The sequence below is a fragment of the Caldithrix sp. genome, assembly GCF_056497305.1.
Map to the genome: position 1 here is coordinate 1 of NZ_JBSMDE010000204.1, position 11,907 is coordinate 11,907.

At 45.7% G+C, this 11,907-nt stretch carries 10 protein-coding genes and 1 pseudogene; all 11 read left to right on the top strand.

Annotated features, from left to right (window positions below; all coding sequences use genetic code 11):
- Positions 1-558: 558 nt before the first annotated feature.
- A complete protein-coding gene (locus tag ACWB0I_RS17050) occupies positions 559-3,183 on the top strand; it encodes a protein O-mannosyl-transferase family (protein WP_479389293.1) in 2,625 nt (874 codons plus the stop codon).
- Positions 3,184-3,192: 9 nt separating this feature from the next.
- On the top strand, positions 3,193-4,176 hold the full coding sequence (locus ACWB0I_RS17055; RefSeq protein WP_479389294.1) for a lysylphosphatidylglycerol synthase transmembrane domain-containing protein: 984 nt from the start codon (positions 3,193-3,195) through the stop codon (positions 4,174-4,176).
- On the top strand, positions 4,154-5,206 hold the full coding sequence (locus ACWB0I_RS17060) for a DUF4837 family protein (RefSeq protein WP_479389295.1): 1,053 nt from the start codon (positions 4,154-4,156) through the stop codon (positions 5,204-5,206). Before ACWB0I_RS17055 ends, ACWB0I_RS17060 begins: the two co-directional genes overlap by 23 nt.
- Positions 5,203-6,120, top strand: coding sequence for a PfkB family carbohydrate kinase (locus ACWB0I_RS17065; protein ID WP_479389296.1), 918 nt, complete (start codon positions 5,203-5,205; stop codon positions 6,118-6,120). Before ACWB0I_RS17060 ends, ACWB0I_RS17065 begins: the two co-directional genes overlap by 4 nt.
- Positions 6,113-7,018, top strand: coding sequence for a dTDP-4-dehydrorhamnose reductase (gene rfbD, locus ACWB0I_RS17070; RefSeq protein WP_479389297.1), 906 nt, complete (start codon positions 6,113-6,115; stop codon positions 7,016-7,018). Before ACWB0I_RS17065 ends, rfbD begins: the two co-directional genes overlap by 8 nt.
- A complete protein-coding gene (locus ACWB0I_RS17075) occupies positions 7,011-7,736 on the top strand; it encodes a polyprenol monophosphomannose synthase (protein WP_479389298.1) in 726 nt (241 codons plus the stop codon). The genes rfbD and ACWB0I_RS17075 overlap by 8 nt, the downstream gene beginning before the upstream one ends.
- Positions 7,737-7,745: 9 nt before the next feature.
- Entirely contained in the window at positions 7,746-8,714 is a 969-nt protein-coding gene (locus tag ACWB0I_RS17080) for an acetyl-CoA carboxylase carboxyltransferase subunit alpha (RefSeq protein WP_479389299.1), read from the top strand.
- Positions 8,711-9,103, top strand: coding sequence for an acyl-CoA thioesterase (locus ACWB0I_RS17085; RefSeq protein WP_479389300.1), 393 nt, complete (start codon positions 8,711-8,713; stop codon positions 9,101-9,103). The genes ACWB0I_RS17080 and ACWB0I_RS17085 overlap by 4 nt, the downstream gene beginning before the upstream one ends.
- 40 nt (positions 9,104-9,143) lie before the next feature.
- Positions 9,144-9,308: a Trm112 family protein gene (locus ACWB0I_RS17090; RefSeq protein WP_479389301.1), complete on the top strand. Its 165-nt coding sequence runs from the start codon at positions 9,144-9,146 to the stop codon at positions 9,306-9,308.
- 259 nt (positions 9,309-9,567) lie between these two features.
- Positions 9,568-10,659 carry a PorV/PorQ family protein gene (locus ACWB0I_RS17095; RefSeq protein ID WP_479389302.1) on the top strand — a complete coding sequence of 364 codons (1,092 nt, stop codon included), beginning with the start codon at positions 9,568-9,570 and terminating at the stop codon, positions 10,657-10,659.
- A gap of 88 nt (positions 10,660-10,747) precedes the next feature.
- Positions 10,748-11,907 (top strand): annotated as a pseudogene (locus ACWB0I_RS17100) (hypothetical protein); the annotation flags it as partial.

Here is an 11,907-nt window from a genome sequence, read left to right on the forward strand (position 1 = left end):
GTTTCCTATCTCGTCCTTACAGGACGATCCATGTTTTTTGTGTTTTTGCTTTACCCACCGCTGACGCGGTTGGCTAATTTGTTTCGTCCCTACGGGACTTCTTAATTTTTTAGTGTATCAGCTTTAGAACAACCAACGTTTTATGTAGGAAGTTCAGGAGGAATATTTCCAAAGCAACATAGCCGCAAGCAAAAACAACCACATAGAGCACAAAGAATTAGAAAAAAAATAAAATTTATTGACATGTACGGCTAGGACTAATCAAAGCGGCACAATTTGCTCCCCCTTCCCTTTATTAAAAGAAGGGATGGGGGCCGGGGGGTTAGGATCTTCAGCATTAAAATTTTCGCATCCCGCTAAGCGGGATTATAAGTTTTAATGGAAGTATTCTAAGGTGCCAATGGTTTTCTTACCAGTTGAACAAAAATGAAATGGAACTGTTTAATAAAAATTTTGTAATGATTTTTTTAAATGTAAGCGGATGAAAAAACAACTTGCTAAAAATCCTTAATTTGAGTAGCTTTTATGTTTCTTAATTTAAACTAAGAGGAAGAGATCATGCAGGTTAAAACAGTTCATCGTCTGGCAGCAGGATTAACATTTGTTGTTTCTACAATTATCTATTTATTGACTATGGCGCCGACTATGTCGTTTTGGGATTGCGGCGAATTTATTGCCTGTAGTTACATCGGTGGCGTACCCCACCCTCCAGGTTCACCGCTCTTTTTGTTGGTCGGACATCTGTTTACCTTTATCCCCTTTGGTGATCCCGGCTGGAAAACCAATCTAATATCTGTGTTGTCCAGCGGTTTTACGGTCATGTTAACCTATTTAATCATTGTACACCTGATTCGTCAATGGAAAGGCGGATTGAAAAGTGCATCAGACTGGTATCTGGCCATTTACTCCGGATTATTAGGCGCTTTTACTTTTGCCTTTACGCACAGTTTCTGGTTCAATGCCGTGGAAACCGAGGTGTACGCTGCTTCCATGTTATTTACGGCTCTGGTGGTCTGGTTGATCCTTGTCTGGTCTACCAAAGCCGATGAACCAGGCAACGAACGGTACTTGCTGCTCATTGCCTATCTGATCGGTCTGGCCATTGGAGTGCATCTGTTAAATGTACTGGCCATTCCATTTGTCGCTTTAATTTTCTTTTACAAACATTATGAACTAAATCTCAAAAATTTTATCATTGTTTCTGCCGTTTCCGCAGCTATTATTCTGGCTATTTATCCAGGAATGGTAATCTATTTGCCGCAACTGGCTTTAGTTTTCGGCTTTACCGGGTTAGGCCTCCTGTTTATCGGGGTCCTGTTCTTCAGCATGTGGGCCATTAAAAACCACAGACATGTGCTTACGTTGATCTTTTCTTCTTTGCTGTTAATCATGATTGGCTATTCCACGTATACTATGATCTACATTCGTTCCGGTCTGGACCCGGCGATTGATGAGAACGATCCGGAAAATGTGGAACGGTTTATCTATTACATGAAGCGCGAGCAATACGGTGAACATTCCATTTTTAATCGCACCCAGGTCTGGAAGACTTCGGAAAATGGCAAAAAATACGATAGCGCCTGGGAGTTCTTCTGGAAGTACCAGATTAACAAGATGTACAATCGCTACTTTTTGTGGCAATTTGTGGGCATGGGCCAGGATGAAGAGAGTGTAGACCCACGTCAATTTTTGGCCTTGCCTTTACTGCTGGGATTAATCGGCGTGTACTGGCATTCCCGGCGTGATCCCAAGCGGGCGCTGGCCGTATTTGCCCTGTTTTTTATGACCGGTCTTGCCATTGTATTATATTTGAATCAGCCCGACCCGCAGCCCAGGGAGCGAGACTACAGTTACGTAGGCAGTTTCTTTGCCTTCTCCCTATGGGTCGGTCTGGGATATGCCGGCGTTATGGAGTTGCTCAAAGAAGGCTTTAAAGAAAAAGCGGAACGATGGCGCACAGCCGTCTTTATCATTTTGATGCTCATTGTGCCGGTGCATATGCTGGCAAAAAATTACCATACGCACGACCGTTCCGGGAATTACGTGGCCTGGGATTATTCGTACAACATGCTGGTCTCCTGCGAACCCAATGCCATTCTTTTTACCAATGGCGATAACGATACCTTTCCTCTCTGGTATCTGCAGGAGGTTGAACATGTGCGTAAAGACGTGCGCATTGTTAATTTGAGTTTATTGAATACGGACTGGTACATTAAACAACTACGCGATTGGGAACCGCGCGTACCGATGCGCATTAACGATTTTGAGCTGCAACACGTGGGGGTCCGGCCTATGAAGGGCAACACCTACCGTCTGGCTGTGCCCGGGGATTACGCCCAGAAGGAAGCTCAGCGCTTCAAAGAGGAATTTAATCTGAACGAGGTGCAGATTCCGACAGAAATTAAATTTAAAGTGCGAGCGCCACTGCGCGCCCCGGATGGTACCGGCTATTTCCGGACTCAGGATTGGATGATCCTGAATATTTTAACGGCCAACCGCTGGCGTCGTCCCATCTATTTTGCGGTTACCGTTCCCAAAAGCAATATGCTGGGAGAACTGTACGATTACTTCCGCATGGATGGTCTGGTGATGAAACTGGTGCCCTTCAAAAACTGGGCCATTTCCCCTTCGGAGCTCGAAAAAAATCTATTGACCAAATACAAGTACCGAAATTTGAACAATCCGGATGTTTACTTTAACTGGAATATCAAATCGCTGCTGCAAAATTATCGTTCGGCTTTTCTGCGATTGACCGATTTTTACAGGAAGCGAAAAGAATATCAAAAAGCGCAAAAAGTTCTGGAATATATGAATGCCAAAATCTCACCGGATGTCATCCCCTGGATGAACCAGAATATGGCGCTGGTGACCGATGCGTTTCAGGTTCTGTTTAACCAGGCCTATGAAGACACGCTTTTAAAGGATGAAACCCGGGTCAGGGATTTGCCAGGCATTGCCGAACAACTATTACGTTTTGGTGAAGCCCAAAAGGCTGTTCCATTACTGGAAAAATCCTATGAGTTGAATCCGACCAATCCCCGCATTCTGGGAACCCTGATCAGCGCCTATCAAATGACCAACAATCGGGAAAAAATTATTCGGTCGCTTGAAAACTGGTTAAAGTTGTTTCCGAACGATCAGACGGCCCGCAGAATGCTGGATTCCTACAAAAAGCAGGAATAAAAACAGCCTATGCGCCTATTTCAGAATATCTTAAAAATTGCTCTGTCTCTGGGGCTTTTAGGATATCTTATCTATCGGGCCGATCCGCAACGCCTGATCGCCGTATTGAGTAACATTACGGAACAGAATGGCCTATTGTACCTGGCTCTGGCCCTGGTGCTGATGCTTTTTGCCGTCTGGTTGCTGGCGCTTCGCTGGTCGGTGTTACTGAAGAGTTACCGCTACCGGCTCAGAATCCGGCAGTTGTTTGGCTTTTATTTAATAGGCATGTTTTTTAATAATTTTTTACCAACCAGCATTGGCGGCGATATCATGCGCATCTATAAATTGATTGGCGTAACCGACGACCGCACCAGCGCCTTTGCCTCAGTTATTATTGAGCGTTTGATGGGCATTGCCGCCACCCTGTTTATGTCGATCTGGGCCTTAATTTACATTTCACAGTACTTTCATGATAGCCGTCTGATGCTGGCAGCTATCATTTTATTCGCCCTGATCATCGCATTTTTTGCGCTTCTCTTACGCGATTGGTCCTTTGGAATCATCTTAAAAATTTTTGAAAAGTTTACCGTTTTTAAAATCGGCCAGAAATTTAACAAGCTGTTTGAAGCGATTCATTACTTTCAGAACCAGCGTATTGTTTTGTTTCAGGTCTTTCTGTTTTCATTCATCTCGCAGTTTTTAATTGTAACCATGAACTATTTTGTGGCCATGGCTTTTAATATCCAGGTGAGTTTCGGGTATCTGTTGATGGTAGTGCCCATCTCTTTTGTAATTACCATGCTGCCCTCCATTAATGGCATCGGGCTAAGAGATCTGGGCTTTGTCGGTTTATTGGCCCAGGTTGGCATTCCTACGGCCGAAGCCCTTACCTTGAGTTTTATGAATTTAATCATCCCCATGCTGATTTCCGTTGCCGGCGGCCTGTTGTTCATGGTTCAAAAAAATAAAGCCATCCCAGGAGGCGAAAATGTTTTGGATTCGCAAAGTTAAGCTGTTTTTGTTGGTTTCTGTCATCGGTTTGCTGGCACTTACCTGCACCAGATACAAACCTTCGGCAGCGGGCTATCCTTACCGCATTTTTATTGTGGCCGACTCGTTACTCTGGCTCGATATTCAAAAGCCGGTGAGCGATATGTTTGAGGGCGAGGTTTTAACCCCGGTGTCCGAAAAAAAATTTTATTTCACCTGGATTCCTCTGCGACTTTTGAATGAGTTTAAACACAGGATGAACATCTTTTTTATTGGCCTGAAGAACGAGCAGGGCGAAGTTAATGACTATTTACGCCAGGTGTTGCCACCGGAATTTCAAAAAGGGGTGGAAGAAGGGCGCTATTTTTACCTTTTTCAGGATAATTTGTTTGCCAAAGATCAGATCGGGCTGTTCATGTTTGCCAGAGATAGGCGTACCTTCCTGAAACATTTTGAAGCCTTAAAAGAACAAATCTACGATACCTTTGAGAAAAAATATTATGCTCGCTTAAAGGTTTCGATGTTCGAAAAAGGCGAACAGTACAAAGTGGAAGAGTACATCAAAAATAATTTTGATTTTTCAATTCGCGTGCAACACGATTATTTTGTGGCCATCGAAGAACCGAAGGTGCCTTACTTATGGCTACGGCGCTTCGATCCAGACCGTTGGGTTTCGATCTGGAAAATTAAAGGCGACAGCAGCTATTTTACCTTTGATTCTATTGCCAATGTACGCGATCGGTTTACTAAAAAGTATTATCAGGGCGATTATATTATTCGGGAAGATTCTAGATTGGTTACGGCCGATTTCAATGGCCAGCAAACCGCAAAGATGGTAGGGCTGTGGCGGAACGACTCGGTGTTAATCGGCGGCCCCTTCAGAACCTATGTCATCGATCATCCGCAGGATTCTTCATTGTATTTTGTGGACATCGCTGTCATGGCGCCCGGCCATTTGAAAAAACCGTATCTTGATCAATTGGAAGTAATTGCCCGTACCTTCCGCATTGAAGAGCCGATGGCCAATGAAAAAAAGAAAAAACAGGAATGAAAATCGCTGTTTTAGGAACGTTTTTAAAAGATCGGATCATCGATTTAAAGGGAAAGGTAACCGAAAGTAAAGGAGGGCTCTTTTATTCCATTGACGCTCTACGCGCTATCTGTAACAAAGATGACGAAATCATTCCACTCAGTCGGGTGGGGAAGGATTTCCATCAGGAAGTCGTTTCACACTTTAAGGATGACAAACGGGTCAGGCTGGATGGCCTTTTTTTTCATGATGGCTTCAACAATTGTGTCGAGCTTCGCTATTTAACGCCGGAAAAAAGAGAGGAACGTTCGCTCAATCCCATGCCACCATTAACGGCCGAGCAATTAACTTCCTTTCTAAAGGTCGATGTGTTCATCGCAAATTTCATTTCAGGCTGGGAGATAGAACTTAATGCCTTCCGAACCTTTAGCGCCCGATTTGACGGATTGAGCGCCATGGATATTCATAGTCTTACGCTGGCGCGCCTCGAAAACGGCTTGCGGCGCTTGCAAAAAGTCGCTAATATCGGCCAATGGATTGAGCCAGTTACCATTGTACAATGCAATGATACCGAGTTTGAAATGATTTCTGATGTGGATTTGCAGCAATTTTACAAAATGTTTTGCTATGATCAGCAGAAAATTGTTAATTTAACTTCTGGCAAACATGGTAGTTTGCATGTGTACAGGGTGGGGGATGACATAAAAACTGTGAGCATTCCGGCCGAGCGACGGGTAAAGGTATTAGACCCTACAGGATGCGGAGATGTTTTCCTGGCCGGGTTCGTCTATTTTTTCGCTTCGGGTAGCAACGTTGTGAGAGCAGCCCAAAAGGCGGCTACTCTTTCGGCCCTGTCTGGCAGTGTTAAAGGCTTGCCTGAGGTGGACCAATTAAAAGAGGCATTTAATAAGATAGTGGGTAAAACGTATGACTGATTTAGTTGTTGTGGGCGCGAATGGTTTATTGGGGCAAAATATCATTCGGAAATTGAAGGATCGTTTTAAGATTTATGCCACTTCCTTTAATAAAGAACCTTTTTTCCCGGTTGATCAGGTTCATAGTTACACGCAATTAGATATTACCAATCGTGCACAGGTTATTGAATTCATGCAAAAGATCAAACCGGATGTGATCATTAATACGGCGGCTTTCACCAATGTGGATGCCTGCGAGGAGGTGCCGGATAAGTGCTGGAGTGTAAATGTCCGTGGTGTGGAATATCTGGTGGATGCCTGCACCACGTTTAAACCAGTGTTTATTCAGGTCTCTACCGATTATGTGTTTGATGGTGAAGCGGGCCCTTATTGCGAAGAAGACGAACCCAATCCTAGGGGCAATTACGCGCGCAGTAAGCTGGCCGGCGAGCATGTTGTGGAAAATTCCAATCTAGAATATATCATTGCCCGCACTCAGGTGCTATTTGGCGTCGGGCATCGTGTGCGCCCCAACTTTGTGACCTGGGTGGTGGAACAATTGACAAACAAGAAAAAAATTCGTATTGTTGACGATCAGATCGGGACGCCAACCTATGCCCCCGATTTTGCCGAGGCCATTGATCGGTTGTTGAGCAAGGGCGTTTACGGCTTGTTTCATGTGTCGGGGCCGGATATTATTTCGCGCTACGATTTTGCTGTGAAAATTGCCGAAACCTTTGATCTGGACAAGGACCTGATCGAACGGATTAAGACCAGAGATTTGCAGCAAAAGGCGCCACGCCCCATGAATTCGGCCTTTAAAATTTACAAATTGATCAATTACACAGGATGGGAACCCCACTCCCTGGATGATGCTTTGAAGTTAATGAAAAAGGAATTGTCGTTAGTAAATGGTTGATGCCCAAAAAGCCGTTGTTGTCATTCCGACTTACAATGAAGCGTTGAATATTGAAAGGCTGGTTAAAGAGATCCGCCGTCACGTTCCCGAAATTTCCATCCTTTTTGTCGATGATAATTCTCCGGATGGAACGGCACAGATCATTAAACGCTTGCAGCAAGAAGATGAGCGTATTTTGCTTCTGGAACGGCCTAAAAAAGAGGGCCTGGGGCGCGCATATATTGCCGGCTTTCGCCTGGCTCTGGAAAAAGGATTTGAATATATTTTTGAGATGGACGCAGACTTTTCGCACGATCCGAAAGAGTTGCCTCAGTTCCTTAAAGAGATGCAGGAACACGACCTGGTGATCGGTTCGCGCTATATCAAAGGGGTCAATGTGATTAACTGGCCCTTGAAGCGTTTGTTGCTCAGCTATTTTGCCAATCTGTACACACGGGTCATCACTGGCGTGCCCATTGCCGATTGTACCGGGGGCTACAAATGTTTTAAAAAGGAAGTACTCCAGGCCATCGATTTTGATCGCATTAAATCCAATGGCTATGCTTTTCAAATTGAGCTAAACGTCAAAGCCTGGAAAAAAGGATTTAAGATCAAGGAGATTCCCATTATTTTTGTCGATCGTGTTTACGGCGAATCGAAGTTGTCTAAAAAAATTATGTGGGAAGCGGTCTTTCTGGTCTGGAAGTTACGCATTTTAAGTTTAATAAAAAAGTTGTAGGGAAAAGACATGGCTAAAAAGAAACAACGGTTTGTGCTGGAGTTTGAAAAGCCAATCGTAAACCTGGAAGAAAAGATTGCTGAGATGCGCGAGTACGCTGTAGCCAGCAATCTGGACCTCGATGAAGATATTAAGCGACTGGAACAAAAAGCGGCCGAATTACGTCACGAAATCTATATGAATTTATCCCGCTGGCAAAGAGTGCAGTTGGCCCGCCATCCCCAACGCCCTTACACCCTGGACTACATTGAGCGCATGTGCGATTATTTTGAAGAGTTGCATGGCGACCGGCGTTTTTCGGATGACAAAGCCGTGGTGGCCGGGCTGGCTAAAATGGAAGATTATTCAGTTGTCATTGTTGGGCAACAAAAGGGAAAAGATACCAAGGAAAATCTGTACCGCAATTTTGGTATGCCCCACCCGGAGGGCTATCGTAAAGCCATACGCGTAATGGAATTGGCCGCCAAGTTCAACAAACCGATCATTACCTTAATCGATACGCCGGGCGCTTTTCCAGGGATTGGTGCAGAAGAGCGCGGACAGGCCGAGGCCATTGCCTACAATTTGATGCGCATGGCCCGCCTGCCTGTCCCCATCATCAATGTGATCATTGGCGAGGGCGCCTCGGGCGGAGCGCTGGGCATTGGCGTGGGCGATCGTATTTTAATGGCCGAGAATGGCTGGTATTCGGTGATCAGTCCGGAGGGCTGCGCCGCCATTCTCTGGCGCGATGCTGCCTATGCACCCCAGGCGGCCGAAGCCATGAAAGTCACTGCTCCCGATTTGTTGAAATTTGGCATTATTGACGAGGTAATTAAGGAACCGGAAGGCGGAGCGCACGTGGACCCCGATCTGGCGGCCCGTTTCGTCAAAGAAGCCATCCTGAAACATCTCAAAGAACTGCTCAAAATTCCGACAAAGAAATTGTTACAGCAACGTCTGCAAAAATTCAGTAAGATGGGTGCCTGGCAGGAATGATGGAATGTACCGTTGAGTTTCGGGTGCGCTATTTCGAAACAGACCAGATGAAATTTGCGCACCATTCGGCCTATATTGTCTGGTTTGAACTGGCGCGCATCGAATTGTTGCGGGAAATGGGAATCTCCTATGCCCAAATGGAACGAGACGGCATTTTACTTCCGGTGTTACAGGTTTCGGCTGCCTACTACAAACCGGCCTTTTTTGATGACAGATTAAAGATCATCGCCCGGTTTGGCGAATTAAATAAAGCACGATTGAGAATTGATTATCTGGTGTTTCGGGAAGCGGATCTGATTTGCGAAGGATTTACTCTGCACGCATTTATGAACGGTAAAGGACGGCCGATTCGTCCGCCGCAATTTTTTGTAGAAAAAATTGCGAAATAAATAGAATCCTAATTCAGTTTAATCAAGACGGAGATGAAAAATGTTAGACGAAGCATTGTTAGAAATATTAGCCTGCCCGCAGTGCAAGGGTGATCTGGAATACAACAAAGAAGAAGAAGCCCTGATATGCCATAAATGCCGGTTGATCTACCGAATAGAGGACGATATTCCCATTTTGTTAGTTGATGAAGCGCAAAAATTTTAGCAGAGTAACGAAAAGCTCTTGACTTATTAATTATATGCCCTTAAATTCGTAGAACTTAAACTGAAAATTTTATTTAAGTAAAGAGGAACTTGCCTATAGGCTGATTGTTAAAGGATTTTGATAAGACGTGTTCTTATTGACATAATAGTTGCAGTCTACCTTTAACAATCAGCATAGAGGCATTTAAAAGGTGCCGGTTATTTGGAAGTAAAGGTAGGCTGTCCAAATAGACCGGTTTTTTGTTTTGGAGGTGTTTAATATGAGAAAATTAACAATTATTCTGTTTGGCGTATTGATGATATCCATGTTAGGACAAAATCTTTACGCACAGGGCGAAGCAGCCGTTCCCTTTTTGCTGATTGCTCCGGGCGCCCGCAATGGCGGCCTGGGCGAATCGGGCGTGGCGCTGGTTAACGACGCAACGGCCATCTTCTGGAATCCCGCTGGCCTGGCTTTTCAATATGAGGACCCGGCCGTGGACAGGCCGCGTCAACTCTCTTTGATGCATTCCCGCTGGTTGCCACAATTTAATTTTAGCGATCTGTTCTACGATTACGCAGCCGGCCGTTACTATGTGGATGGCATCGGTATGTTCGGCGCCAGCATTACCTTCCTCAATCTGGGTAAAAATGTCTGGACCGATGAGACCGGCAATGAATTAGGGACATTCGATTCATTTGAATATGCCATTTCGCTGGCTTATGCCACCAAATTAAAACCCAATTTGGGGATTGGGGTGAATGCCAAAATCATTCAGAGTAATTTGAGCAATGTTTCGGTGGGCTCCGAAGATCGTGATGGGCGCGCCACCAGTTTTGCCGTTGATGTGGGCGTATTATGGACGCCAGCCTATCCCTTCCTGGATAATCGCTTAAATTTAGGGGCCAATCTTTCTAATTTTGGTCCAAAGGTTACCTACATCGACCGCAAACAGGCCGATCCTCTGCCAACCAATTTACGGTTGGGCCTGGCTTACAAAGCCTATGATGACGGCTTTAATAAATTATTGGTGGTTTACGATATCAATCGGTTGCTGGTTTATCGTTATGCCGATGGTACCTCGGACGGCGTTTTTAAGGCGGCCTTTTACTCGGTGTGGGTCAAAGGTTCCATCAAAGAGCGACTACGTCGGTTCACGCACTCGGTAGGTCTGGAATATTCCTACGGCTCTTTGATTGCGTTACGCGTTGGCTATTTTTACGAAGATCCGAGCTTTGGCGATCGTAAGTTTGTGACTTTTGGCGGTGGAATTGGCTTCAATTTGTTTAACATCGATTTTAGCTACATTTCCGCTGCAAAAGATCACCCGCTGGCCGAAACCATGCGTTTCAGCCTGGGCATCAAGTTCTAATGATAAGGGCGGGGACGTTAACCCCGCCCTTATCGTTTGTTTACCTACTTGCAGAGTGTTGCCAGTTTAAACTTAGCAGAAGATCGCCATGAAAATAAGAACGAAGATGTCAATTGCAGGTAGTTTGTTGCTCATGCTCTTCCTGCAAAACTTACCTGCCCAGATTCCTCCCTCTTATCAGACACTGAAGATTTGTGCCTTGCGTGTACAATTCCAGCCGGATGAAAATCCGCTTACCACAGGGAATGGTTTGTTCATGATCGATTCAGTGACCAGCGATCCTTATGCCATTGATCCGGCGCCCCACAACAAGCAGTATTTTGTGGATCAAATAACCGCGGCCGCCAACTATTTCTGGAAGGTGTCTCACGGCCGTCTGAAGATTACGGGCGATGTCTTCCCGGCCGGGGAGAACGAGGCATTTCAATTACCCAAAAAAATGGCTGCCTACAACCCGAACACCACCGACGAAGCCATCAACAAAGGCATCAGCCAGTTATTTGTGGATGCCGTTAAAGCGGCAGATCAGAGCGCGGAGGGCATCGATTTTAGCCAATACGATCTGGTGGTGGTGTTCCATGCCGGTGTGGGGCGCGACATTGAACTGGGCTACGATCCAACCCCACAGGACATCCCATCGCTTTACCTGAGCCCCTCTTTTTTGAAAAAAGCGCTTGGCGATACCTTTAACGGAGTGCCAGTCAATAACGGAACAAAACAAATCAATTCCGGCATTCTGCTGCCCGAAACGCAAAATCAGCAGGGGTACCACATTGCCCTGACCGGATTTCTGGTCTCCAATATTGGCAGCTATCTGGGGCTGTACGACCTTTTCAGTCCCAGCACGCAAAAGAGCGCCATCGGGCGGTTCGGATTGATGGATGCCGGGCTGCTCAATGCCAATGGGCTGATTCCGGCCGCGCCCTGTGCCTTTTCGCGCATGCTTTTAAACTGGGAAACGCCGGTCGATTTAACCAACCCGGCAGCTAACCTGCCCATTGCCCGCCTGTTTTCTGAACAGGCCAGATTAAAGCCGACCCTTTACCGCGTCTGGCTGAATGAGGACGAGTACTATCTGATCGAGTGCCGCGGCGACCCTGCGGTCAATCTGGATTCATTGTACGACGAACTGGCTTACAATCGGGACCAATTGCCCAGTTACATGGAGTTGTTAAAGACCCATTTCGCGGATCGCATTGAAATCGGCCCCAGCGGGGTTTTGACCAGCGTGGAAAATTACGACTGGGG